The 22785-nt window shown below is 64.0% G+C and carries 22 protein-coding genes and 1 pseudogene; 15 read left to right on the top strand and 8 right to left on the bottom strand.

Annotation, left to right across the window (positions count from 1 at the left end; all coding sequences use genetic code 11):
• Positions 1–11: 11 nt before the first annotated feature.
• The gene (locus AC0L2L_RS20075) at positions 12–1484 is read left to right on the top strand and encodes a DUF2778 domain-containing protein (RefSeq protein ID WP_473580506.1); all 1473 of its coding nucleotides are present in this window, start codon (positions 12–14) and stop codon (positions 1482–1484) included.
• Between the two features lie 246 nt (positions 1485–1730).
• Entirely contained in the window at positions 1731–2972 is a 1242-nt protein-coding gene (locus AC0L2L_RS20070) for a glycosyltransferase (protein WP_473580504.1), read from the top strand.
• A 2-nt stretch (positions 2973–2974) separates the two neighbouring features.
• On the opposite strand, the gene AC0L2L_RS20065 is transcribed toward AC0L2L_RS20070, so the two are convergent.
• Positions 2975–3730: a bestrophin-like domain gene (locus AC0L2L_RS20065; RefSeq protein ID WP_473580502.1), complete on the bottom strand. Its 756-nt coding sequence runs from the start codon at positions 3728–3730 to the stop codon at positions 2975–2977.
• 139 nt (positions 3731–3869) lie between these two features.
• Between AC0L2L_RS20065 and AC0L2L_RS20060 the strand changes: the two genes are divergently transcribed.
• The 3 genes and pseudogenes from AC0L2L_RS20060 to add all read left to right on the top strand — a co-directional run bounded on the left by AC0L2L_RS20060 (position 3870) and on the right by add (position 6943).
• Positions 3870–4655, top strand: a complete 786-nt coding sequence (locus tag AC0L2L_RS20060) for a ThuA domain-containing protein (protein WP_473580501.1) — start codon at positions 3870–3872, stop codon at positions 4653–4655.
• Positions 4656–4759: 104 nt separating this feature from the next.
• Positions 4760–5818: pseudogene (locus AC0L2L_RS20055) on the top strand (Gfo/Idh/MocA family protein).
• Between the two features lie 132 nt (positions 5819–5950).
• Positions 5951–6943, top strand: a complete 993-nt coding sequence (gene add / locus AC0L2L_RS20050; RefSeq protein ID WP_473580500.1) for an adenosine deaminase — start codon at positions 5951–5953, stop codon at positions 6941–6943.
• Between the two features lie 87 nt (positions 6944–7030).
• Here the strand turns inward: add and AC0L2L_RS20045 are convergent, their stop codons facing one another.
• The 3 genes from AC0L2L_RS20045 to AC0L2L_RS20035 form a co-directional block, all read right to left on the bottom strand.
• Complete coding sequence (locus tag AC0L2L_RS20045) at positions 7031–7753, bottom strand: 3-keto-5-aminohexanoate cleavage protein (RefSeq protein WP_473580499.1); 723 nt, start codon at positions 7751–7753, stop codon at positions 7031–7033.
• A gap of 173 nt (positions 7754–7926) precedes the next feature.
• Positions 7927–8859 carry a dimethylarginine dimethylaminohydrolase family protein gene (locus AC0L2L_RS20040; RefSeq protein WP_473580497.1) on the bottom strand — a complete coding sequence of 311 codons (933 nt, stop codon included), beginning with the start codon at positions 8857–8859 and terminating at the stop codon, positions 7927–7929.
• 29 nt (positions 8860–8888) lie between these two features.
• Positions 8889–10481: a zinc-binding metallopeptidase family protein gene (locus tag AC0L2L_RS20035; RefSeq protein WP_473580728.1), complete on the bottom strand. Its 1593-nt coding sequence runs from the start codon at positions 10479–10481 to the stop codon at positions 8889–8891.
• Positions 10482–10564: 83 nt separating this feature from the next.
• Between AC0L2L_RS20035 and AC0L2L_RS20030 the strand changes: the two genes are divergently transcribed.
• The 6 genes from AC0L2L_RS20030 to AC0L2L_RS20005 all read left to right on the top strand — a co-directional run bounded on the left by AC0L2L_RS20030 (position 10565) and on the right by AC0L2L_RS20005 (position 16713).
• Positions 10565–11452: a LysR substrate-binding domain-containing protein gene (locus AC0L2L_RS20030; RefSeq protein ID WP_473580496.1), complete on the top strand. Its 888-nt coding sequence runs from the start codon at positions 10565–10567 to the stop codon at positions 11450–11452.
• A gap of 382 nt (positions 11453–11834) precedes the next feature.
• The gene (locus tag AC0L2L_RS20025; protein ID WP_473580494.1) at positions 11835–12929 is read left to right on the top strand and encodes an ABC transporter ATP-binding protein; all 1095 of its coding nucleotides are present in this window, start codon (positions 11835–11837) and stop codon (positions 12927–12929) included.
• Positions 12930–13002: 73 nt separating this feature from the next.
• A complete protein-coding gene (locus AC0L2L_RS20020) occupies positions 13003–14115 on the top strand; it encodes an ABC transporter substrate-binding protein (RefSeq protein WP_473580492.1) in 1113 nt (370 codons plus the stop codon).
• Between the two features lie 22 nt (positions 14116–14137).
• Positions 14138–14971, top strand: a complete 834-nt coding sequence (locus AC0L2L_RS20015; protein WP_473580490.1) for an ABC transporter permease — start codon at positions 14138–14140, stop codon at positions 14969–14971.
• A 4-nt stretch (positions 14972–14975) separates the two neighbouring features.
• Positions 14976–15782, top strand: coding sequence for an ABC transporter permease (locus AC0L2L_RS20010; RefSeq protein ID WP_473580488.1), 807 nt, complete (start codon positions 14976–14978; stop codon positions 15780–15782).
• A 295-nt stretch (positions 15783–16077) separates the two neighbouring features.
• Entirely contained in the window at positions 16078–16713 is a 636-nt protein-coding gene (locus tag AC0L2L_RS20005) for a LysE family translocator (RefSeq protein ID WP_473580486.1), read from the top strand.
• Positions 16714–16877: 164 nt separating this feature from the next.
• Here AC0L2L_RS20005 and AC0L2L_RS20000 read toward each other — a convergent pair whose 3' ends face one another.
• Together AC0L2L_RS20000 and AC0L2L_RS19995 are read right to left on the bottom strand one after the other, a co-directional pair.
• Positions 16878–17666 (bottom strand): 2-keto-4-pentenoate hydratase, encoded by a 789-nt coding sequence (locus AC0L2L_RS20000; RefSeq protein WP_473580484.1) that lies wholly within the window; start codon positions 17664–17666, stop codon positions 16878–16880.
• A 631-nt stretch (positions 17667–18297) separates the two neighbouring features.
• Positions 18298–18657, bottom strand: a complete 360-nt coding sequence (locus AC0L2L_RS19995; protein WP_027165638.1) for an ArsR/SmtB family transcription factor — start codon at positions 18655–18657, stop codon at positions 18298–18300.
• Between the two features lie 423 nt (positions 18658–19080).
• Here AC0L2L_RS19995 and AC0L2L_RS19990 point away from each other — a divergent pair, with 423 nt between their 5' ends.
• The 3 genes from AC0L2L_RS19990 to AC0L2L_RS19980 all read left to right on the top strand — a co-directional run bounded on the left by AC0L2L_RS19990 (position 19081) and on the right by AC0L2L_RS19980 (position 20036).
• The gene (locus AC0L2L_RS19990; protein ID WP_473580482.1) at positions 19081–19275 is read left to right on the top strand and encodes a hypothetical protein; all 195 of its coding nucleotides are present in this window, start codon (positions 19081–19083) and stop codon (positions 19273–19275) included.
• 105 nt (positions 19276–19380) lie between these two features.
• Complete coding sequence (locus AC0L2L_RS19985) at positions 19381–19626, top strand: DUF982 domain-containing protein (protein WP_473580480.1); 246 nt, start codon at positions 19381–19383, stop codon at positions 19624–19626.
• 167 nt (positions 19627–19793) lie between these two features.
• A complete protein-coding gene (locus AC0L2L_RS19980; protein ID WP_027165635.1) occupies positions 19794–20036 on the top strand; it encodes a DUF982 domain-containing protein in 243 nt (80 codons plus the stop codon).
• 313 nt (positions 20037–20349) lie between these two features.
• Here the strand turns inward: AC0L2L_RS19980 and AC0L2L_RS19975 are convergent, their stop codons facing one another.
• Both AC0L2L_RS19975 and AC0L2L_RS19970 read right to left on the bottom strand, forming a co-directional pair.
• The gene (locus AC0L2L_RS19975) at positions 20350–21315 is read right to left on the bottom strand and encodes a glycosyltransferase family 8 protein (RefSeq protein WP_473580478.1); all 966 of its coding nucleotides are present in this window, start codon (positions 21313–21315) and stop codon (positions 20350–20352) included.
• Entirely contained in the window at positions 21312–21749 is a 438-nt protein-coding gene (locus AC0L2L_RS19970; RefSeq protein WP_473580726.1) for a DapH/DapD/GlmU-related protein, read from the bottom strand. The genes AC0L2L_RS19975 and AC0L2L_RS19970 overlap by 4 nt, the downstream gene beginning before the upstream one ends.
• A 329-nt stretch (positions 21750–22078) precedes the next feature.
• Here AC0L2L_RS19970 and AC0L2L_RS19965 point away from each other — a divergent pair, with 329 nt between their 5' ends.
• Complete coding sequence (locus tag AC0L2L_RS19965) at positions 22079–22738, top strand: FkbM family methyltransferase (protein WP_473580476.1); 660 nt, start codon at positions 22079–22081, stop codon at positions 22736–22738.
• Positions 22739–22785 lie beyond the last annotated feature (47 nt).

Raw genomic sequence — 22785 nt, 5'->3', positions numbered from 1 at the left:
GGCTCTATTCGGTGAGCACTTCGCTGACCGCAGCTTCCAATGGATTGCCGCAAGGCCTGCTTTCGCCGCGCAGCATCGCGCTTGGCGACCAGCGCCGGCAGATCGCCAATGCCTGGGCGCCGCGCCTTGCCGCCAATGGCGGCTACAAGGCGGGCTCGCTCGTCGGTGGCTGCGACGCCGGCTGCTTCAGCCTCGCAACAAGTTTCAGACGTGACGGCAAGGCCGTCGACAAACCGACGAGTGAAGACCAGATCCACGACGGCAAGACGGCGCGCCTCAAGCTGCGGGCGCCCGACAGCGTCGCGCATGAGAAAGTCGTGGTGGTGGCTTCAGCCGCCGGGGCCGCGGACCGTTTCGACGGCGTGGTGAAGCGCGCGGCACTTTCCCCGCAAAAGCTCGCCGAGGCCTTTGCCCGGGCCGAGAACGCGCCGTTCCTGCTTGCCAGCCTGCCTTCGGCGAGCCGCTTCGGCGGCGCGCAGCCGGAGGCCCCGATCGAAGCCCGCTTCGGGTCGCAACCGGCCGAAATCGCCGGCGCTTCCGAACTGGCGCTGGCGCTTGCCAACGCAGCGCCAGAAGATACGGCGGATGTTCCGACGGCCGTCGCGCTCGAAAACAGCGATGTGCCCGATCCCGCCGGCAATTCGGACAATGGCCAGGGCGGCGACTACCAGGTCGCCTCCCTGCCGCCGCAGGACGATTTGCCCGACACCATTGCCGTGCCCGGCCTTCGCCCGCGCACCACGCTCGAGCGCGCCACCGAGGCGCCCGAACAGAACGCGGCCAAGCCGCAGAAGCCCGAGATCGAGAAGCCGCAGGCCGCCAAGGCCAAACCGCAGCCAGCCGCTGCCGACACTACGCAAAGCGCGCCGACAACGGCCTCGCCGAGAAGCGGCAACCAGGCCCTGCCGGGAGTGCCGGGCTCGAAGCCTGTGGTAGCCGAAACCAAGCCCGGCAAGCGCAAGGCGCAGGCGTCCGAGATGCTCGCCTATGCCAAGCCCGACACGCCGGAGCGCGGTGGGCTCGGCAACGCTTTCCGCAACCTGTTCAGCGGACCCTCGACGGGCAACGGCGTCGCCGTCTACGATATTTCGGCGAGAACCGTTTACATGCCTGACGGCTCGAAACTGGAAGCGCATTCGGGACTGGGCTCGATGGTCGACCAGCCGCGCTTCGTCAACCGCAAGAATGTCGGCCCGACGCCGCCGGATACCTACAACCTGACGCTGCGTGAATCGCGCTTTCACGGCGTCGAGGCGATCAGGCTCACGCCGGCCAGCGGCAGCAACAAATATGGCCGCAACGGCTTGCTTGCCCACACCTACATGCTGCGCGGCGGACGTGCGGAATCCAATGGCTGCGTCGTCTTCAAGGACTATCACCGCTTCCTTGCCGCCTACAAGAACGGCAAGATCAAGCGTCTTGTCGTCGTCCCGCGGCTGACAAGGTCCCCCACTCGGGTCGCCCAGGAAGGCCGCCAGGGTTAAGCCGGCCGGCGACTTGGTCGCCGGCACTTGCTAATCCCCACTTACTGATCCGATGCCTTGGCGCCCACATCGCGCCCGGTATTTGGCAGGCTGTTGCCGCTTCAAGGCAGGGCGGCGATCGCAACTCGCGTCGGGGAAGCGATAACGACCTCTTCCCAGAACATAAATATGGCGCGGCCCGGGCTTGCGGCAAGCCCCCCGCCATGGCGTATCAACGCTGCTCCGAAAAACGACAAGGAGCGTGGAATGCGGATCTTGTTATCGACTTACGGCTCGCGCGGCGACGTCGAGCCGTTGGCGGCGCTGGGCGCGGCGCTGCAGGCGCTCGGCGTCGAGGCCAGGGTGAGCGCGCCCGGCGACGAGGAGTTTGCCTCGCTGCTCGCCCGTGCCGGCGTGCCGCTGGCGCCGGCCTTCGCGCCGGTACGCGAATGGGCGAAGGAAATGATGCGCCGGTCACGATCGGCTTCGCCCGAGGACCGAGCCAAGCTCATTTCCGGCCAGGCGGCCGAGATTGTCGCCAGGCAATATGAGGCGCTGACCGCGGCCGCCGAGGGCTGCGATGCCGTGGTGGCGTTCGGCCTCTTTCCTTCCTGCGCCGCGGCGCGGCTGGTCGCGGAGCGACGCGGTATGCGCTACATGCTCGGCACGTTCTGCCCCGTCTGGCTGCCGTCGCCACACAACCGGCCGCATGAATATCCGGGCCACCCACTGCCATCCGGCGTGACCGACAACCGGCTGCTGTGGCAGATGGACATCCAAACCAAGAACGCGCTTTTCGGCGAGGCGATCAACGGCCATCGCGCTTCGCTAGGACTGACCCCGGTGCAAAATGTCCGGGACTATGTCTACGGCGATACCGTCCTGCTCGCCTGCGACCCGACACTGGGGCCTTGGCTGCCCTCGGACCTGATCGATGCCGTGCAGACCGGAGCCTTCATCCTGCCGGACCAGCGGCCCCTCCCCGACGGGCTCGAAGCGTTCCTCGATGCCGGGTCACCGCCGGTCTATGTCGGCTTCGGCTCGATCGCGGTCGCCAGGGAGGCCGGACGCGCGGCCATCGAAGCGGTCCGCACCAAGGGCCTCCGCGCTGTGGTCGCCCGTGGCTGGGCCGAGCTCGGCCTCATCGACGACCGTGGCGACTGCTTCGCCGTGGACGAGGTCAACCAGCAGGCGCTGTTCGGACGCGTCGTCGTCGCCATGCATCACGGCGGCGCCGGCACCACCGCCGCTGCCGCGCGGGCGGGAGCGCCGCAAGTGATCGTGCCGCAGATCGGCGACCAGCCCTATTGGGCCAAGCGCGCCACCGAGCTCGGCATCGGCGCCGCGCATGACGGCCCGGTGCCGACGGCGGACTCACTGTCGGCGGCGTTGGGGATTGCCCTGACGCCGGCGGTCCGGACTCGCTCCCGCGAGGTGGCGGGCGAAGTTCGCGCCGATGGCGCCGAGAGGGCCGCGAAGTGGTTGATTGAAGCTTTGAGCCGGCCGTGATCTCACTGCTCCAGTTCCGCCAGCGCCCGCTGCAGCGGCGCTGGCGAAACCTGGATCGGCCCGGAGAATGGCGTGTCCATGTCCATGATCAGATAAAGTGCCGCGGCCGCCAGCACGCCTGAGACGATGAAGGTGCCGACGATGGTCGCGTTGCGCGGCGCGCGGAAGCCAAAGCTGGCGAAGATCAGCATCAGCCAGGCCACCAGCAGCGCGATCAGCGACACGGGGATGACGCCTTCGGACTGGCCGACCAGCACCCAGCGCTGTTCGATGACCTTCTGCAACTGCTGCGTCGCGGTCTGCAGGGTCGCGGCGTGCTTGGCTTCCGGCGGCGTCAGCTCCGCCAGCTGGTCGCCGACCTTGTTGAGGAGCAGTTCCGACAGCCGGTTGGCGACCGCGGGCGTCTTCTGCGTCGGCGAGGTGGCGTCGACCAGCCGCTGCAGATAGGCGGTGAGCGTCGCTCGCGCGCCTTCCGTCTCCGGTCCATACAGGCGCATCGAGCGGTCGAGAAGGATCAGCTGCGTAGCGAAATTGTGGACGTTGTGATCGATCGTCTCGAAGGTGTTCTTGGCCGAGTTGATCATCAGGCCGAGCACCAGCGACGACATCACCACGAACAGGTTTGCGGCAAGCCTGACCACCGCGCCGGTGTCGTCCTGGCGGTGGTGCTCGGGGAAACGCGGGTAGATCATCAGGCTGGCCAGCGCTGCCCCGGCCAGACATGCAAAGATCATCATCCCTACAAGCACTTCACCCATCGCTAATATTGCGCACGGGAAAGGTCGCTTGCCAATCGGGTACGAAGACACGGGAGCGGGGTTCGAAAACCGCTTTCAATACCGGGCGAAGGCGCTATCTATGGCGCGGGGCGGCTCCCAATCACTCACGAGGCTATCCATGACAATTCGCGCTGTCGTCTGGGGCGAGAACATCCATGAGCGGACCAATGAGGTGGTCGCCGGCATCTATCCGGAAGGCATGCACACGACCATCGCCAAGGCGCTGAACACGGATGAGGCAATCTCCGCCTCTACCGCGACGCTGGAGCAGCCCGAGCACGGCCTGCCTGAATCCCGCCTCGCCGAAACCGACGTACTGGTCTGGTGGGGCCACAAGGACCATGGCGCGGTGGCCGACGAGGTGGTCGAGCGGGTGGCGCGAAGGGTCTGGGAAGGCATGGGGCTGATCGTGCTCCATTCCGGCCATTTCTCGAAAATCTTCAAGCGGCTGATGGGTACGCCCTGTACGCTGAAATGGCGCGAGGCCGGCGAGCGCGAGCGGCTCTGGGTGACGAGCCCCAGCCATCCGATCGCCGAAGGCGTCGGCGAGTTCTTCGAGCTCGAGAACGAGGAGATGTATGGCGAGCAGTTCGCCGTGCCGGAGCCGCTGGAAACGGTCTTCATTTCCTGGTTCCAGGGCGGCGAGGTGTTCCGCTCCGGGCTGACCTACCGGCGCGGCGCCGGCAATGTCTTCTACTTCCGCCCCGGGCACGAGACCTATCCGACCTATCACGATGCGACGGTCCAGAAAGTGCTGCGCAATGCCGTGAAGTGGGCTCACAATCCGCAGGGATCGAAGCCCGCCATCCTCGATGCGCCGAACGTGCCGGTCGAGAGGGCGCTGGAGCCGATCGAGGAGCGCGGCGGCAAGTTGCATGCCTCGGGCGAGGCTGGTTTCCGCTAAAAAAAGCGTCTCTCTTCTTTTGCCTGGGATTGCGCAGAAATAGCGCTTGGATCACATTTGTTTCCGATTATTGAATCGAACCAAATCGCTCGGAGAGCAGAAAAATGCGGCTTTTGATATTGGGTACCGGCTGGATGGCGCAAGAACATGCCCGCCGCTTCAGCGCCATCGAGGGCGTCGATATCGTCGGCGCGGTTGATGTCGATCCGGCCCGCGTCGGCTAATACGCCGACGCCCACAAGATCCCGAAGCGCTTCACTTCGCTAGAGGCGGCGCTCGACTGGGGCGATTTCGACGCGGTCGCCAATGTCACGCCCGACCGCATCCACCACCCGACCACCATGGCGCTGGTCGCGGCTGGCAAGCCGGTGCTGTGCGAGAAGCCGCTGGCCGAGAATTTCGGCAAGGCCAGCGAAATGGCCGACGCCGCGGAAGCCGCCGGCGTCGTCAACATGGTCAACCTCACCTATCGCAATGTGGCGGCGCTCCAGAAGGCGCGCCAGATGGTGCAGGCCGGCGAGATCGGCACGGTGCGCCATGTCGAGGCGTCCTATCTGCAGAGCTGGCTGGTATCGAAATTCTGGGGCGACTGGCGCACCGATCCGAAATGGCTGTGGCGGCTGTCGCGCGGCCACGGCTCCAACGGCGTGCTCGGCGATGTCGGCATCCACATCCTCGATTTCGCCAGCTATGGCGCGGCGCTCGACATCGACCATGTATTTTGCCGGCTGCGCGCCTTCGACAAGGCGCCGGGCAACAGCATCGGCGACTACCAGCTCGACGCCAATGACAGTTTCGCCATGACGCTCGACTTCGCCAACGGCGCCTTCGGCGTGGTGCATGCCAGCCGCTGGGCCACCGGGCACATCAACGAATTGCGCCTGCGCATCCATGGCGACAAGGGCGCCGTCGAGGTGGTGCATAATCTCGTTAGCTCGACGCTGAAAGCCTGCGTCGGCGGCAATGTCGAGAACGCCAAGTGGGAAGAGCTCGATGCCGGCACGGTGCCCACCAATTACCAGCGCTTCGCCGAGGCCGTCGGCAGCGGCGTGCAAACCGAGCCGAACTTCCGCCACGCGGCGGGCCTGCAGAAGGTGCTGGACCTAGCCGTGGTGTCGGATGAGAGGCGCGCGGAGTTGAGGGCCAACGCGGATACGCAGTGAAGGCGGAGTGCTAGTCTGCCGGCTTCGGGGGAGACTGGCGGTTTCCGCGCACAATTCTTTCAACGATTTCTTGAAGCATGGACGGACCGCTGCGTGGTTTGATGTGGCCACGAATTCGGGAGGGAGGCTTCATTGACCGATTACATCGCGTTGCCGAAGGCAGAAGTGCATATCCACGTCGAGGGCTGCTTCGAGGCCGACGACGTGATCAGGAATTGCGAAGAGGCCGGCATTCCGCTACGCGCGCCGCGCGACAGGCTGTTCGAGGCGCACGACCTGAAGAGCTTCCTCGAGATGCTCGACTGGCTATGCGGCACGTTCCGCACCCGTGAGCAACTGGCCATCACCGCCTACAAGTTTTCGCGGCGAATGGCCAAAAGCGGCGTGCGCTACGCCGACGTCATCGTCAACCCGACCCATTGGCCGCACTGGCACAGCAACATCCCCGGGATGATCGACGCGTTCGACGCAGGCTTCGCGGCTGCCGAGCAGGATGGCTACCCGCCGGTCGGGCTTTGCGTCAGCCTCTTGCGCACCCAGTCGGCCGAAGACGCGATCGAGCTGGTGGAGTTGCTGGGCAGGATCAGGCACCCGCGCGTCGTTGCCCTCTCGGTCGACGGAAACGAAGCGGCCGCCGGCCGCACCGGCTCGCGCTTCGCCGAGGCGTTCCGCCGCGCCGCGGCGGCCGGATTGCGACGGACCGTCCATGCTGGCGAGTCGAGCGGTCCCGAAGGGGTCCGTGATGCAATCGAATTGCTTGGCGCCGACCGCATCGACCATGGTGTGCGGGCCATCGAGGAGCCGGCTCTGGTCGAGCTGCTTGCGCAGAGACGGATTCCCCTTGGTGTCTGCCCGATCTCCAACGTCGCGCTCGGCGTCTATCGGTCGCTTGCCGAACATCCGATCGACGCCCTGCGCAAGGCAGGTGTGCCTGTCTCGATCAACACCGACGATCCGGCGCTGCTCGACACGACGCTCGAAGCCTCTTACGCAGCCTGCGCGGACACCTTCGGCTGGGACGGAGAAACCATCCGTCAGCTCGCCGCGACGTCGGTGCATGCCAGCTACGCCGACCCTGCGCTAAAGGCGCAGATACTGGCGGATTTGATGGTCTGGCGGGCCTGAAAAGCTCGACTTCTCGGTGTCTCGGAGAAGCGGGTTGGCATTCTACGGCCTACGGCGCCGCTCTGTTCTGCCGACGCGGCCAGGCATCTACCCGGTGCGATAAATCCCCACAGCCGCTGCCACCAGCGCGGCGTTGCCATTCGCCACACTCCCGTCCGGCAGTTCCTTGCCGTCCTCCAGCCCGACCCGCGTCGAGAACTTCCGCGCGGCCGCGCGCTCGACGAACGGCCACACTGTGGCGTTCTCGCCATGCAGCAGGATGGAGCGGCGGATGCCGGCTTGTTCCAGCACTTTCTCGATGCCGTCCGCTACAGCGAAGGCCTCTTCGAGCGTCTGCTCGGAAATCTCGATCAGCACGCGCAGCACCCGGCCGCCATGGTCGAGGCCGACCAAGCGCTCGGCGTCGGCGACGGACGCCAGCCCGGCCTCGACGCCGATGCCGCGCTGCCGCAGGCTTTCCATGACGACGGCTGCTGCCGTCTCGCTGAGATTGACCGAGGCGTAGTCGGGCAGCTCGCGCCATCCGGAGATAGCGACCAGGGTGCGAAGGTCGTCCTTCTCGATCCAGGCGCCGGTGGAGACGCCGATCAGCGTGCCCGGGCAGGCGCGGCGGAGTGCTGCGACCGTCCTGTCCATCGCTTCCGGCGCCAGGCTTTCTCGGCCGTCGGCGCCGCGTGCATGGACATGCAGCTCGGCCGCGCCCGCTGCGATCGACGCCGCGGCGTCACGCGCCATCGCCTCGGCATCGAGCGGCAATGCGTGGTGGAAATCGGCGGGACGGGCGCCGTTGATGCAGGCCTGGACGATCATCTTCGCGGCAATCCTGTTTCGGCTGGCGAAAGCCTAAATTAACGCAGGGCCAGGGCGACCGGAATGGGTGGCGAGGCGCCTCCTGACAGGTAGCGACATGTCCGGGCGAAGCCCCTGGTCGGCTCGACCAGGGGAACGCTGCCTGCCGGCGATTGCCGGACTTCGAAAGCCCGTTACGCCGGCACGCGCTTCAGCGCCTGCGCCATGCAGTGGATGCCGCCGCCGGTCTTGGAGATCTCGCTCATGTCGACGGCCGCGACCTCGAAGCCCTGCGCCTTCAGCTTTTCGATCAGCGTCTTGCTGGAGGTCGGCGCTATCACCCTGTCCTTGCCCAGCGACATGAAGTTGCAGCCGAGCGCCATCGTGTCCTGGAAGGGTACGTCGATGATCTCGTGGCCCTTGCCCTTCAGCCAGTCGACGATGCCGGGCTCGGTGCAGGCGAGGCAGACGGCGGTGAGCTTTTCGGCGATCGGCACCACCATCAGGTCGATATGGACATAGTATTCGTCGATGAAGGCCAGACGCGTCTCCCAGCCTTCCTTGTCGAACCAGGCCTGCACCTGACGCGCGCCCTCTTCCTGGGTGCGGGCGCCGCCGCAGCCGATCAGCACAACGCCCTCTTCGATGACGTTGAAGTCGCCGCCCTCGAAGGTGCCGGCCGTCACCATGTCGTAGATCGGGATGCCGAGCTTCTCATAGGTGCGGATCGCGGCATAGTTTTCGCCGCGCCGCCACCAGTTGGCCATGGCGGTGATGAAGGCGCCGTAAGGCGTCATGACGCTGGAGTCGCGCGAATAGACCTGCATGGGCAGTTCCGGCGTCGGCTCGTGCCAATGGATGTTGACCCCGAAATGCTCATAGGCGGCGACGAGGTCCTTGTGCTGCGCCTGCGCGATCTGGACGTTGCAAGGCGCCTCGCGCAGATGTTTTCTCGACAGCGAGCTGGTCGACAGGTGCCTGAGGAAATTCGGCGAGCCGAGCAGGACGTCGGTCAGCACGTCGGTTTCGTTGGCGAAGCCCCAGGCGGTCAGCGGCTCGGTGCCGCCGGCGGGGTTGCGGCGCTGCAGCGAGAAAGGCTCGGCGACGATGCGGTCATGGACGGTCATGGGGTTCTCCTCGAGCTAATGTTGCGTGTTCATGCGGTGGACGCGGCCGGTATCCACCAGTCGCGCCCGCGCGGCGTGGTGACATATTCCGGCCAGCGGAAATGGATCGGCGGTTCGTAGTCGCAGAGCGGCGCGACCCAATTCGAGCCGCCGACGCCGCCGCCGGTGCGGGCGACGAACTCCTCCATGGCGGCATCGCGCGCGGCCTTGTCTTCCAGCAGGCGCAGCGCCGTCAGCGCGACCGTCTTGGCGGCGCAGGTGACCATCGGGTCGATCGTGGCGGGAATACCGCCCAGCGCATTCATCACCCAGGCCGGATAGGCACGGCCGTTGGCCGAGCGCAGCGCCGGGCGGGCGACGTAGAAGCGCGACGTCGGCGCGTGCCAGCTCATGTCGGTGTAATCGTCCGAGGTGGAATTCACCTGCGACGGCGGCAGGTCGCGGCGCAGGATCGCCTCGGCCTCCCGCGGCGAAATCAGCCGCTCCAGCTCATCGATGAACGGGTTCTCGGTCGCCTCGCCACCGGCATTGACCTGGACTTCGCGAGCAATGGCTTTCGCCTCTTCACTCCACTGTGGCGCGCCAACGGTGGACAGCGCCGCATAGGTGACCTCCGCCATGGCGTGGTTGGCCAGCCCCGGCCGCGACTTCGAGACCCAATGGCGCTCGTGGCGGCAGCCGCTCATCTTGGCCGCCGCTTCCGCGTTGCGGTCGAGCACGGCGGTCACCTGCTCGGCCATGGCGATGGTCGGCACGCGGATCATGTACTGGATCTCGGCCAGACCGGCCGGCAAATTGTCGGCGGTCGCCTGCCCCGCGGTCAGGATCGCTTCGCTGATCGACCAGCCGCCCTGATGCGTCAGCATGGAATCGCGCAGCGCCTTGGAGGCCATGTACATCATCATCAGCGCGTCATTGGCGCCCGGCGCCCGGACCGCCGAATGCGCCTGCGGGATGGGTGCCGCATCGCCTGCGCGCGCCCAATTTTCGGGTTCGTCGCAGACGAAGCGGTAGATCATCGCGTAGGCAGCGCCGCAATGCGTGTCCCAGCGCGCGGTGTTGCAGAGCGGCAGCATGTAGAAGGGATGGAAGGAGATCATGCCGGCAAGGCCGTCATAATAGCCCTTGGCGGCATGGATCGGCTTCGAGCCCCTCACCTTCTCCGCCGGCTCGCCGGTGAAGCGCAGCGTGCCCTTGATGCCGTGCTCCAGCATCGCCGCCTTGGTGGCTAAAAGGCCGCCAAGGCTGCCGAGGCCGAGGCCCGAATGCGGATCGGTGTGGCCGCCCGCCTCGACACCCAGACCCGGCCGCGGGCGCTTCGTCGTCGCGGCATCCTGGCAATTGCCGGGCACGGCGTCATATTCGCCATACATGCCGATCATCGGGCCGTCGCCATTCGTCCAGTGGGCGCAGAAGGCGGTCGGCATGCCGCCCGAACCTTCCTCGACCGAAAAGCCCTCGCGCTTCAGCCGCTGCACATACCAGGCCGCCGACTGGTACTCGCGCCAGGCCGTCTCGCCGAAATCGAAGATGGTGCGCGTCCAGGCCGACAGCAGCGGCTGGATGCTGTCGATGCAGGCAAGCGCGGTTTCCTGCGCGGAACTCGTCACCGGTTTCTCCATGGGGCCAAGAAAAGCAGTGAAGCGGCTCATCAAAAAGTGATATGTTTTCCCGGTTCGTGCAAATTCGGTTCACCTGAGGCCTCTTGCGAATACCTTCCACGCAGGCGCTGCGCGCCCTCGACAGTTTTGCGCGTCACGGCAGCGTGTGGCGCGCCGCCGACGAGCTCCACCTCACCCGCAGTGCCGTTTCGCATCAGCTCCGGCTGCTTGAACGCGATCTCGGCTTCGATCTGCTTCAGCGGATCGGCAAGGGGGTTGCGCTCACCCCGCGCGGCCAGCGCTACGCCGCCGATGTCAGGAAGGCGCTGACCGTGCTCGGCGACGCGGGGACGCAGAATGCCGGTACGGGCGTCAGCGGCTCGTTCGCGGTTTCCTGCACGCCGGGCTTCGCCTCGCTTCTTCTATGCACCCATATTGCTGAGTTCCGGCAGATGTATCCGGATGTGTCGCTATCGATCCTGACGCCCAGGCGGCTCGACGACGTCAGCAATCCGGACGCGGACGCCTTCATCGCCTTCGGCGTCGGCAATTGGCCGAACCGGGCGGTGGAGCTGCTTTGCGAAGTCTCCTTCACGCCGCTCTGCAGCCCGACGCTGCTCAACAAGGTCGGCGGCTTTTCCAAACCCGCCGATGTGCTGCGCGCCAATCTGCTGCATCTCAGCGACACCGAGGACTGGGCGCGCTGGCTGGCGCTGTCCAAGGTGGAAAATCGCGACACCGAAGGCGGCATCTTCTTTTCCGACATGAACCTCGTCTTTTCGGCGGCGATCGCCGGCCAGGGAATTGCCTTGGGCGACGAGTTGACCGGCCGCCGGGCGCTGAGCGAAGGCCGGCTGGTCAAGCCGTTCGAAGCCTCGGTCCCGTCGCCGCGCTCCTATTACCTGGTGTTCGAGCATGCCAAGGCGGGCCATCCGGTGCTCGATGCCTTCAGCGAGTGGTTGAGGGCAAAGCTGTCGGAGAACAGGCTTTAGGCGCGTTGAGACTGCCGACACGCCGAAGGTGTGCGACGGAGCGCCAACCTTCAATTCGTCATCCTCGGGCTTGACCCGAGGATCCATGCCGTGACGTTGCCGAGGGCGCAGCGGCACAGAAATTCCGAACCGCTGCGGCGCTCGGAGATCACGGCATGGATTCCAGGGTCTGCGCGCGTCGCTTCGCTCCTTGCTCCGCCCTAGAATGACGACGGCATGAGTGCTTTCGCCAACCGCGAACGCGGAGGGCGCGCCGAACGCCCGCACCTGCGGTCGCGCCATCCACCCGTGAATCAAATTTGCCGATCAGGCGAAAACTATTCGGTTGCGGTGAACCATCGCCCTGCCCTACGCTCAGGTTCGGACTGAGGAAAGAGGCAGGATGCAGCAACCCGGCCGGGCCGCAGAGATCAAGGCGAACGGGATCGGCAAGAGCTTCGGCTCGTTCCGGGCGCTGGATAATCTCACGCTCGATATCGGCCGTGGCGAGTTCCTGACGCTGCTTGGGCCCTCAGGCTCCGGCAAGACCACTTTCCTGATGATCCTGGCAGGCTTCGTGCAGCCGAGCGAAGGCAGGCTTTTCAGCGACGGCGTCGACATCACCGACCGGCCCGCCGAGCAGCGCGCCGCCGGCATGGTGTTCCAGGGCTATGCTTTATTCCCGCATATGAGCGTCGAGCAGAACATCGCCTTCCCGCTCAAGGTGCGCAAGAAATCGGCCGCCGATGTCAAACGCCTGGTCGGCGAGATGATCGAACGCGTCGGCCTCAAGGGGCACGAGAAGAAACTGCCGGCGCAGCTTTCCGGCGGCCAGCAGCAGCGCGTGGCGTTGGCCCGCGCGCTAGTGTTCGAACCGGGCGTGTTGCTCCTCGACGAGCCGTTCTCGGCGCTGGACAAGAGCCTGCGCGGCCAGATGCAGGCCGAGATGAAGCGGCTGCACCAGGAGACCGGCACCACCTTCGTCTTCGTCACCCATGACCAGAGCGAAGCGCTGGCGCTGTCCTCGCGCGTCGCCATCTTCAATCATGGCAAGCTGTTGCAGGTGGGCAGGCCGGACGAGGTTTACGATCGGCCGGACAACCGCTTCGTCGCCGAGTTCCTGGGCGAGATCAACATGCTGCCGGTAAAGGGCGTCAAGCCTGCCCACAACGGTGCCACCGGTGTTTGCGAGGATCGCGCTGTCAACATGCGCTGCAAGGCCGAAAAGGTTCGCGGCGACGCCATCCTCGCCATCCGTCCTGAGCACATGTCGATCGCGCCGGAGGCAACCGCAGGCGAGAACGGCATCGCCGCCACCGCGGTCGCCTCGACCTATCTCGGTGCGGCAACCAAGCTCGACCTCACCACGCGCCAGGGCGCGAAGGTCACTGTCTCGGTACCGAACGAGGTCGCGGCGGCGGCGTTGAGCAAAGGCAATTCCGTCTGGCTGACCTGGCCGGCGGAGAAGGGTTTCCTCCTTCCGGACGGAGGACAATAAGCATCGCCGCTGCGGCCTGAGGTCGCCGCACCGGCTTCCGGATCAGATCAACGAAAAAACAAGGGGAACTGACATGAACGACACCAAGAAGCAGACGATTGAATCCCTCGCCGAGAGAATCAGGCGCGGCGAGATCTCGCGCCGCCAGTTCGCGCAGCTCGCGGGCCTCGTGCTTGCCGGCACGCCGATGCTGTTGCGCTCGACCCAGTCTTTCGCCGAGACCAAAGGACTGGTGCTGGTGAACTGGGGCGGCGACGCCATCACCGCCTATGACGCCGCCTACGGCCAGGCCTTCACCAAGGGCACCGGCATCCCGGTCAAGATGGACGGCTCGGGCCCGACGGAAGGCGCGATCGCCGCGCAGTTCAAGAGCGGCGCGCCGACCTGGGACCTGGTCGACGTCGACCCGTTCTCGGCCATCACGCTGGGCGGCCAGGGCATGCTGGAGCCGATCGACTACAAGATCGTCGACAAGAGCAAGATGCGGCCGGGCTTCGGCTGGGAATATGCCGCGTCGACCTACTTCTTCTCCTATGTGATCGCCTACGACTCGCAAAGATTCGGCTCCAACGCGCCGACCGGCATGGCGGACTTCTTCGACGTGAAGAAATTCCCCGGCAAGCGCTCGCTCTATAAATGGGGCGTGTCGAGCTGGGAAGCCGCACTTCTTGCCGACGGCGTGGCACCGGCCTCGCTCTACCCGCTCGATCTCAAGCGCGCGCATGACAAGATCGCCGCCTTCAAGGAAAACGTCGTCTCCTATTGGGGCGGCGGCGCCGAAAGCCAGAGCGTGCTGCTCAACGGCGAGGCCTCGATGGCGATCGTGTGGTCGACGCGCGCCTCGCTGATCGAGCAGGACTCCGGCGGCCAGATCAAGTTCATCTGGGACCAGGGCCTGATCTCGCCCGGCGCGCTCGCCGTGCTGAAGAACAATCCCGGCGGCAAGGAAGCGGCGATGAAGTTCATCGCCAGCACCCAGGACCCGCAGAAGGAACTGGTGATGTTCGACAAGCTCGGCCAGGGTCCGGCTAATCCTGCCGCCGACGCGCTGATCCCGGCCGACAAGAAGCGCATCAACCCGGTCGATCCGGAGAACATGAAGAAGCAGATCCCGCTCGACATGGACTGGTACGCCAAGAACTACGGCAAGGCGCTGGACGAATACACCAAGATCATCTCTGCCTGAGCAGGCGCGGATTCTCGGATCGATGAGGGGTACCCTCTCCGACAGGACGGGCGCGGCGCTGCTGATGGCGCCGCTGCTCCTGTTCCTCGTCCTTGCCTATGCCTGGCCATTCCTCGGCGTGGTGAAGTGGAGCTTCACCCTGCCAACGCCAGGCCTCGGCCAGTACCACGCCTTGCTCACCGACGACCTGGTTCAGTCGGTGTTCATCCGCACGCTGCGCATCGCGGCGATCGTCACGATCGTCTCGGTCACCGCCGCCTACGTGATTACCGTGGTGTGGGTGCGCGGCAGCCCGGTGCAGCGCGTGCTGGCCGAATTCTGCATCCTGGTGCCGTTCTGGATCTCGGTGCTGACGCGCGCCTTCGGCTGGGTGGCGCTGCTCTCCAACCGCGGCCTGATCAACACCTGGCTGCAATCGATCGGCTTCATCTCCGAGCCGCTGACGCTGGTGCGCAACGAGTTCGGCGTCATCGTCGGCATGTCGCATTTCCTCATCCCCTTCGCGGTGTTCCCGCTGGCTTCCGCCATGCGCAGCCTGGACGAGCGCGTGCTGCTCGCGGCGCGCGGGCTGGGCTCCAGCCGCATGCGCACCTTCTGGACGGTGTTCGTGCCGATGACGCGCTCCGGTATCATCGGCTCGGCGCTGATCGTCTTCGTCTTCTCGCTGGGTTTCTTCGTCACGCCGGCGATCCTCGGCGGCGGCCGCAGCGTCATGATCGCGGAGCTCATCTATCTGCGCATCTTCCAGAGCCCGGATTGGGGGCTGGGTGCTGCAATCAGCGTCGTGCTCGTGGTGTTCGTCGGCGCGCTGATGGCGCTCTTGTTCCGCTACGTCAAACCGAAGCAATTGGTGTAGCGCGATGCCGACCTACCGCCCAGGTCCCGTCTCGCTCATCCTGGCCGTACTGGTGGCGCTGTTCCTGCTAATGCCGCTGCTCGCCGTCATACCGGTGTCACTTACGCCGAGCCGCATGCTGACCATGCCGACAGGTGAATTGTCGCTGCGCCATTACCGCTCGCTGATCGAGGATCCGCGCTGGCTGGAGTCCATCCTACTTTCGCTCAGGATCGGCATCGTCAGCAGCGTCTTCTCCACCGTGCTCGCGCTTACCTTCAGCCTGGGCGTCTGGATGTTCCAGCCGCGTTTCACCGCCGCCCTGGTCGGCTTCGTGCTGTTGCCGATGGTGGTGCCGCCGGTGGTCTCGGCGGTTACGCTCTATTTCCTGCTCACTTCTGTTTCCGGCATCACCTCGTTCTTCGGCTACGACACCTGGCTGGGTGTCGCCATGGCGCATTCGGTGATGACCGTGCCCTTCGCCACGGTGCTCATCCTGGTGTCGCTCAGCCAGCTCGACCGGCGCATCGACCTTGCCGCGCGCGGGCTGGGCGCCGGCGTGTGGGAACGCGCGACACGCGTCATCATGCCCAACATCAAGTTCGGCATCGTCACCGCGGCGCTGCTTTCCTTCGTGCTCTCCTGGGAAGAGATCGGCGTCACCCTGTTCATCACTTCGGTCAACGCGATCACCCTGCCCCGCCTGATGTGGATGGGGCTGCGCGACAACATCGACCCGGCGATCGCGGCGCTTTCGGTGATCCTGATCGTCATCACGGTGCTGGTGCTGGCAGTGAGGAGCGTGGTCAACAGGCAGCGCACCGGCAACTAATGCATGTCGCCCAGAAGTGTGCTGCGGTTCTAGGACAACGACATGCATCAAAACAAAGACTTAACGCGGGTCTAATCTGTTTCAGCGCAACGCGCTTTAGGGCAATTCCAGGAAAAATGTGTAACGGTTTTCCGCCCGGAATTGCGTAAAAACAAAGAGATAGAGCGGTTTGCCGTTTCCATGAAACGCTCGTCCGACCACAACGCAATCGATCCACACAGAAAATCCGCGGCATTCCCGATCCTTGTGTGACGGGCGTCATGGAAGGCCGGTACCTGGCAACCTATCCAGCCGCATGGAAACCCTGCCGCTGGTGACGCTCGCCTTCATATCGGTGCTGGGGATGGCTGTTCCAGGACCGGATGTCGTGCTCGCCATCAGCAACGGATCCCGCTACGGGATCAGGCGCGCCTTGTTTGGCGTGGCCGGTGTGGTGCTATCCGACATCATCCTGATCTGCGTGGTGGCGTTCGGCTTCGGAGTGCTTCTGGCGGCTTCGGAATTCTACCTGTCGGCCGTCAGGATGGTGGGCGCCATCTATCTGTTTTTCATCGCCGTTGGCTCGCTCCGCACATCCACCGGTTTGCGCCATGCAATCGATCGGGACTTTCACGAGAAGGTCCACTCGACAAAGGCACTGATGTTTCGCTGCTTCATGGTGGCCGTCACAAACCCAGGCGCATGGCTGTTCTTTCCCGCGGTCCTTCCGCCCTTCGTCGACACCAGTGAGCCTATCACCGTGCAATACGCAGTTCTGGCCGTCATCATCGCCGTGGCCGACGTCTTCGTGCTGATGCTTTACGCCATGCTGGGGTCGCGGGCGGCGAAGCTTCTGGCCGGCCCGAACGCAATGTGGATCGACCGGCTGTACGGCATGGCCCTGCTTGGTTTCTCAAGCGTTCTGCTCCTGCAATCGCTCGGGCACCTCTGAGGCGCGGGCTGGTGCTGGCCGTGCGCGGCCTATCCTAGTGGTCAAGCAGCATGGAGCGCACTAAAGCGTGTCGCGCTGAAACGGATTCAGGCGGCACGCTTTAGGCCTTTGTTTTTATGCATGTCGTTGTCCCAGAACCGCTACACACTTCTGGGCGACATGCATTAGACAAACCTAACCGAGACGCGACCAAACCTGCCTAGATCGCCGGTGACTTCATCGCCGGGCTCGACGCTTATCGGCGTAACGCAGGTGCCGGTTATCACCACCTGCCCGGGCCGCAGCGCGATGCCCAGACCCGACAATTCGTTGACGATCCACGCAAGGGCGATGCGGGGATCGCCCAGCACGGCCGCCCCCGTTCCGTCATGGCGCGATTTTCCGGTAACGAACCCGACCACCGGGTGCTTCGCCAGATCGACATCACGCCAATCGTCCTCCACGGCCTCGCCGATGACAAACAGATTGGCACAGGCATTGTCCGCTATGAGCTGCGCCGCACCGACCGTGCAGAAATCGTCATAGCGCGAGTCCGGTATCTCGATCGCCGGGTGCAAAGTCGCCACGGCATCCATCACCTCAGCAATGTCGTAAAGCTCCGCGCGTGGCTGCAGCTCGCGGCCGAAACGAAAGGCGAATTCGATTTCGGCCACGCGCATCCTGCTGGTCGCCAGCGAAGCAGTTCCGCCGACCTCAACCGCCTTCTCGGCCAGCAGACGCCCCGCCATCGGACCGTCGACGTTGATATGCCTTTGTCCGGCCAGGCTGGTTGCGGCAATCTTCCAACCGAAAAGCGGAGCCGCCGAGCGGTCCATCACATGCGACTGGATGGCATAGCCTTCGGCGCGCATGTGCGGCCGCAAGCCCTCGGGTATCGCATCGAGGCGGGTGCCGTTGTCCCAATGACCCACCAGCAGCCGCGAAGCGGCCCTGGCCTTTTCTGTATCGAGCATCGTCAGCACCGAAGATCAAAAATGCCGCGCCGCCTGCATCGGAAGCCCGGTACGGATCACTGCGCACTATGAACCCACGAGACGATAGGTGACCGGGAATCGAGAGTCCAGATTTCCGGACAGGTGAGGGAGTTTCGCGACGACGCCAACCCGGCGATCACCTCGGTGATCCCGGCCGCTATCGTTGCGCCTATCGCGCGTAGCGTGATCTGCAGGCGGCAAAGCAGGCCGGGCCCAAAACGAAAGAGACCCACCGGGAGCGGCGGGCCTCTTACGGAGCCGAAGTGGAAGCTCGGCACCGTCATGATCCGGGGGTGTGGATCGCTTCGAAGGTTAGCCAACAGGGCTTGGCCGTGCGACTTACAAATCTGTAATCTTCGGCTGATCCGGACGCCGCCCACGCGAGAAAAGCCTGTTCTATCCGTGCCTTGCGCGGAGAATCCGATCTCGAAGCACCGCCTCTCAAAGAAACGTGATGAGACGCCTGGCCGCAAACGGCCCGGCGGGATCGGCTTCAAGGTTTAAGGAAAGTGCCCAGCATCGCCATGCGACCGTCTGTTCGCAGGTCTGCGCCGTCGAGGCGCCGCGCCGGACGAAGGCCCCCCGGCCTCGTCCGTGCGTTGCAGGCGGTTCAGGCGGCCTGCGGCCGACGCAGTCTCTCGACAAATGCCTGCCTTGCCGGTCCGGCAAGCGGCTTGTCCATGGCCAGCAGGCCATCGAGCAGCGCCAGAAGTTCGCGCGCTGCCGAAGACTTGCAGGAATAATAGACCATCTGACGATCGCGGCGGGTTTCGACCAGGCCAAACCTGCGCAGTTTGGCCAAGTGTTGCGACAGCGCCGATTGGCTGAGTTCGACCTTGTCGGCGAGCACGCCGACAGAGAGTTCGCCCTCGGCCAGGTAGTTCATGATGAGCAGACGCTTCTCGTTGCCCATCACCGCAAGAAAGGCTGCCGCGCTTTCTGCGTTGGCGGTAAGTTTTTTGGTGACCATCGATTTCCCCATGGTTCATGCTCTTCCGAAGGCCATGGGGGCAATGGCTTCAGAGTTCCAGAGCGTTGGTGGGCATGCCCCGATTTGGACACGGGACCTGCCCTGCTTCTTTTCGACCAGAACCCCTTCGTAACCCGGTTGCCACCACGTCGGGGTTGCTGGTCTCGGACGGACTGCGCGTCGCCTTTCTTGCCGCAAGTCAATGCAGACTCGGAAAAATTCCGCGCTGCTAATGCGTATCAGCGTAGCGCTCATTCGGCAAGCATAACGAGGCCGGCAAAGGAGCGGCGAGCCGCGGGCGAAGGGCGTGAGCCAAAGCGCCCAGCGGGAGACCTCGCCGCGATATCGCCGCGACTCACGCTCAATCTCGAAGCATGCTAATATTAGCCGGATAAAGGAGGGGTCGGGCTGGAGGAGAAAGCCATGTCCAGTGTGCGCAACACATTCACCCCCGCCGAGACGGCCATGCTTGGCCGGGTCTATGCGAACGGCAACATCGAGGGCGAGACCGCCGAGCAGAAGGAAGCGCGCGCCTCGCGCATCATAGCCAATTACATGGCGGGCATCACCGACGAGGCGGAGTTGATCGAGCTTTCGCGGAGGCCGCTTGGAAGATGAGCAGCGTATGCCGTGGTCGCGAGACGGCATCACGCTAAGTTGACGTTCCAGCACGGAACTCCACGTTAAAATATCGTGTTCCGACATATTCCGGGAGGTTTTTCGATGATCCAGGGATGGTTTTCCAGGCCGGTCGAAGTCGCCGTCGGTCTTTCGGGCTCGATCCGCCATATATCCAATGCCGAGCAGGCCGTCGAACTGCTGACCGGCCAATGGCGCGACGCCGGCAGCGCGCCGCATGGCGAGGCGCTGCGGGCCTGCCGCCGGGCGATCCGCGGCGACGTCGCGGCGGACAACGCCAGGGAGGCCTTTGTCATCGCCGCGCGCGAGGCGCATGTGCTGGTGGAGTGAGTGTCGTTTCACGACGTGATGGGACGCCTCGCCCGAGCGCAAAAAATCTTCGGAACCTAACGCGCGCTGGTTGGTTAACGCGCGGGTCCGCTGATGACGGACCTGCATCGGGCGCCATCCGGCGCCGATTGCTTGCTCAAAAGACCACCATAAGAACGGAGGAAGTGATGAACGATGTCTGGTTTTCCGAACCAGTCGTGATCGATTTCCAGCCAAACGGCCAGCGCAAGGTCTCAACCTGCTTCGAGGCCATGGAATGCCTCGACCAACGCTGGCCGAGACAGGCGCGCGACGGCGCCTGGCGCTCGGCGAACCGCGTCTGCCGCGACGCGCTTGACGGCCTGCGCAGCCCTGTGGAAGCCCGCAAGACGCTGCGCAAGGCAGCTAAAGTCGCCGGCCTGCTGGCGTAGTCTCGATTTCCTCAGGCGTCCCACCGGACGTCGCCAGCCCGTCGCGGTTTCCCATTGCCGCGGCGGGCTTTTGTTTTCAACGAGGGCAAAAAGCGACGGCCGACGCATACTTCGGAACACGTTAAAGCACGCATTCCGTGGGGCACATGAAAACGCCGGCCGCTGGGCTTCGGGGTGCCTGACGGGTTCAGGCCGTTTCATTTCGGCGAGTCGGGCGCCAGGCCGCAACGTGAGCAACGGAGCGTGGTAAACAGGCGGTTACTATCCACAGCGCACGAGTCAGTCAGGTAAACGGGGAGGCAGACGGGCCTGGTCAGGCGAAACCGCCAAGCACTTCCGGAAACTGGACCGCCATCGCACCTTCATCCGCCTGCCTGGCATAGATCCGGTGCATCTTCGTGCCATCATATCTGGCCCGGCGGCGTTGCACGTCCTTGCCGAAAAAGCCGGCAAGGGCGTCGAACCGCCGGAAGAAGCGTTTCGTGACGCCGCGTTCGAAAGGTATGCGCTGCTCGAAAGGTCTGCCCCAAGGCGTGGCTCTTGCCAGGTCGCGCCAGATCCCGAGCGCCTCGAGTTCGACCCCGACCTGATTGCCCCACGGCTTGCCGCCGGCGAAATGCCTGGCCCAGGCTTGCGAGAACCGGAACTCCCTTGTCCCAAGCGATTGCAGGTTCCAGTTCGGATGCATGGTCTGCCATTTGCCCTCGAAGGCGACGTTGAGCGCATTTTGATCGTTCATCTGACCTTCGACAGCGAGCTTACGGGCCTCCTTCATAAGCCCCTGTTCGCGCACCGGCGCCATGTTGAACACGATGATACCGGCGTTGAAGTAGGGCGCGCCGGGCTGCATGGACATTCTTTCCCGATAAGCCGGTCGGAAATACATGTAGTCGTCATGCGCAGCGAGCAACGCGGCGTGAATGGGCTGCTCCACGAGGTCGGCGATGTCCCGGTTGAAAAGAACGTCGCAATCGATATGCGCAATGTGGTCGTACTGAGCGAACTCTGCGAACTGATCGACAAAGAGCCGGATGAATGTCGCAACGCTGCCCGGGCGAAAGCGGTAGCCAGACGCGGCCATGAATTCCGTTACATCGACCAACTGGACGCGATCTTTCAACAGACGATCGGCAACCTTCTTGTCGGCGTCGCTGGCGCCGAGATGAAGAATGAAACCATCCGTCGGTTCTTGCGAAACGTCCAATATCCGGCGGGCCGCCAAGCATGCATAAGGAAAGTAGGTGGCGTCAGCCGCTATAAAAAAGCAGGACTTCGTCATTCGTCTCCATCTATCTGGAACGATTTGGTGGCAGTGCCTGCCACAAAATGCCGGGCTACGAAAGTTTCAATTGGACCGGTGAGCGCAGCCGCCTCGCTTTTGATCTTCTCGTCGTCCCAATGCCACCATCGGATAGTGAGCAGCTTTGAGATAATGTCCTGCGAGAAGCGGTATCTGATCAACCTGGCCGGAGAGCCTCCGACAATCGCGTATGGCGGCACGCTCCTGGTAACCACCGCCCCTGCCCCAACCACTGCGCCGTCGCCGATCTGGACGCCCGGCAGGACTATCGCGCCATGCCCGATCCAGACATCATTGCCGACGGTGATGCCGCCTAGTCTGCCGCCGTTTGCGATCGGCTCGGGCTGTTTCAGCAATCGGCTGTAGATCGGGAAGGACGTTGCACTCCCAGTCAGATGCTGGCCCGCGCACATGAAGAGCATCTGGCCGGCGACCGAGCAGAAGGCACCGACTTCTAGCGGAGCGTCTTTCGAAGGGAACAACACCTTTCGCCATGTCACGCCGTAGGTGTGACGGCCAACGGTCACATGCTCCGGTATTTTGGATCGGACATCCTTCAGCCATTTGGAAAATCTCGACATTCGCAATCCTCCCCCTCGGCCCTTGAACGACATAGCCGCAGATCAGTCGAAGCAGCAAGCCCAAGAAGTTCCGAAGCTTCACGTCGAAGCGACCATGGAAGCACGGTTGATACGCGATCAAGCCAAGACTATACCCGCATCGGTCAAAAGGCGGGTGGACAGTGTTACAGGAAAGCTATCTCGAATTCGTGCTGCGCTGGCATTTGTACCGCAGATGGCACCGGCCACCACGGCCCAAAAGGCAGGCTGAATTCAATTTCCATCAACTGATGAAAACCATCCCCGCGGGCGGCTTGTTCATTGATCTTGGCGCCAACGTGGGAGATGTCACACGTCATGCCCTCGGTTATGGCATGAGAGTAATCGCCTTCGAACCGGACCCCACCGCGCTTGAAGTGCTGACGCGTCGCTTCGGCAGAGACAAGCGCGTGAGGATCGTGCCGAAAGCGGTCGGGGGAACGGCAAGGAAGGCAACTTTGCATCAGCGCCCGGATACAAGCAACATCCGGATGACGGAATGGTCATCCCTTTTCGAGGTATTCGCCCACGCAAAGGGACCCACTTTTGCGGTCGAGGTAATCGATCTCGTCGAATTCCTGAAAGACATCCAGGAACCCATCGCCATCGTCAAAATGGATATCGAGGGCGCCGAGGCGGAATGCATCGAAGCCATGCTGGACGACGGCATCTACCGTTCCATAGGCCGCATCTTGGTCGAGACCCATGAGAGGCTATCGCCCGACCTTGCCGCTAGGATTCGAGCGCTCCGCGACCGCATTTCCGGCGAAAATATCGCTAACATCGACCTGGATTGGGGCTGATGAGAAGCCGAACCCGCTTTGGATGGATCAGAGAAATTCCAGCCGCT

It is taken from the genome of Mesorhizobium sp. WSM4832 (genome assembly GCF_055811115.1).
The sequence above is the reverse complement of the archived record's forward strand: the minus strand, read 5'-3'. Positions and strand labels throughout refer to the sequence as shown.

What these genes read in the sequence shown, in the direction of transcription:
- AC0L2L_RS19985 (WP_473580480.1), top strand. Translation starts at nt 19,381, where the DNA reads ATGATCCAGGGATGGTTTTCCAGGCCGGTCGAAGTCGCCGTCGGTCTT.
- AC0L2L_RS20025 (WP_473580494.1), top strand. Translation starts at nt 11,835, where the DNA reads ATGCAGCAACCCGGCCGGGCCGCAGAGATCAAGGCGAACGGGATCGGC.
- AC0L2L_RS19980 (WP_027165635.1), top strand. Translation starts at nt 19,794, where the DNA reads ATGAACGATGTCTGGTTTTCCGAACCAGTCGTGATCGATTTCCAGCCA.
- AC0L2L_RS19970 (WP_473580726.1), bottom strand. Translation starts at nt 21,749, where the DNA reads ATGTGCGCGGGCCAGCATCTGACTGGGAGTGCAACGTCCTTCCCGATC.
- AC0L2L_RS19995 (WP_027165638.1), bottom strand. Translation starts at nt 18,657, where the DNA reads ATGGTCACCAAAAAACTTACCGCCAACGCAGAAAGCGCGGCAGCCTTT.
- AC0L2L_RS20010 (WP_473580488.1), top strand. Translation starts at nt 14,976, where the DNA reads ATGCCGACCTACCGCCCAGGTCCCGTCTCGCTCATCCTGGCCGTACTG.
- AC0L2L_RS20045 (WP_473580499.1), bottom strand. Translation starts at nt 7,753, where the DNA reads ATGATCGTCCAGGCCTGCATCAACGGCGCCCGTCCCGCCGATTTCCAC.
- AC0L2L_RS20065 (WP_473580502.1), bottom strand. Translation starts at nt 3,730, where the DNA reads ATGGGTGAAGTGCTTGTAGGGATGATGATCTTTGCATGTCTGGCCGGG.
- AC0L2L_RS20070 (WP_473580504.1), top strand. Translation starts at nt 1,731, where the DNA reads ATGCGGATCTTGTTATCGACTTACGGCTCGCGCGGCGACGTCGAGCCG.
- AC0L2L_RS20060 (WP_473580501.1), top strand. Translation starts at nt 3,870, where the DNA reads ATGACAATTCGCGCTGTCGTCTGGGGCGAGAACATCCATGAGCGGACC.
- AC0L2L_RS20040 (WP_473580497.1), bottom strand. Translation starts at nt 8,859, where the DNA reads ATGACCGTCCATGACCGCATCGTCGCCGAGCCTTTCTCGCTGCAGCGC.
- AC0L2L_RS20020 (WP_473580492.1), top strand. Translation starts at nt 13,003, where the DNA reads ATGAACGACACCAAGAAGCAGACGATTGAATCCCTCGCCGAGAGAATC.
- AC0L2L_RS20015 (WP_473580490.1), top strand. Translation starts at nt 14,138, where the DNA reads ATGAGGGGTACCCTCTCCGACAGGACGGGCGCGGCGCTGCTGATGGCG.
- AC0L2L_RS19990 (WP_473580482.1), top strand. Translation starts at nt 19,081, where the DNA reads ATGTCCAGTGTGCGCAACACATTCACCCCCGCCGAGACGGCCATGCTT.
- AC0L2L_RS19975 (WP_473580478.1), bottom strand. Translation starts at nt 21,315, where the DNA reads ATGACGAAGTCCTGCTTTTTTATAGCGGCTGACGCCACCTACTTTCCT.
- AC0L2L_RS20005 (WP_473580486.1), top strand. Translation starts at nt 16,078, where the DNA reads ATGGAAACCCTGCCGCTGGTGACGCTCGCCTTCATATCGGTGCTGGGG.
- AC0L2L_RS20000 (WP_473580484.1), bottom strand. Translation starts at nt 17,666, where the DNA reads ATGCTCGATACAGAAAAGGCCAGGGCCGCTTCGCGGCTGCTGGTGGGT.
- AC0L2L_RS20035 (WP_473580728.1), bottom strand. Translation starts at nt 10,481, where the DNA reads ATGGAGAAACCGGTGACGAGTTCCGCGCAGGAAACCGCGCTTGCCTGC.